The 403-nt window shown below is 54.1% G+C and carries 1 protein-coding gene; it reads left to right on the forward strand.

Annotated features, from left to right (window positions below):
• Positions 1-198: 198 nt before the first annotated feature.
• Positions 199-403 (forward strand): hypothetical protein (locus F0L68_RS46050; protein ID WP_497857993.1); only part of this gene is annotated, 205 nt, incomplete at its 3' end.

Below are 403 nucleotides of genomic sequence, written 5' to 3' on the forward strand. Positions count from 1 at the left end.
GGCGCAAATTTGTGCGGTATACAGAAGAAAGATGGCGGTATCCGCCCAATTGCAGTAGGAAATACTCTCCGGAGATTGGCCACCAAGGTGGGCGCCAGAAATAGGTTACAGACTCTGGGAGAGGAGCTGAGGCCGGTCCAGTTGGGGGTCTCCACTAGCGGAGGATGCGAGGCAGCGGCTCACGCTGCACGGAGGTACATGACGGATTGCAACCACAAGAGGGTCCTCCTCAAGATTGATATGCGCAATGCTTTCAACACCTTGAGAAGGGATTCCTTTTTGTCGGTGGCACGTACCCGTTTTCCCGGTATTTATAAGCCTTTGTGGCAGGCTTACCCTTCGCCATCAAGATTATTTTTTGGTGAGGAGGGGCTTGCCTCAGAGGCTGGCATCCAGCAGGGAG

It is taken from the genome of Solihabitans fulvus, assembly GCF_008386585.1.
Lineage (GTDB): Bacteria > Actinomycetota > Actinomycetes > Mycobacteriales > Pseudonocardiaceae > Solihabitans > Solihabitans fulvus.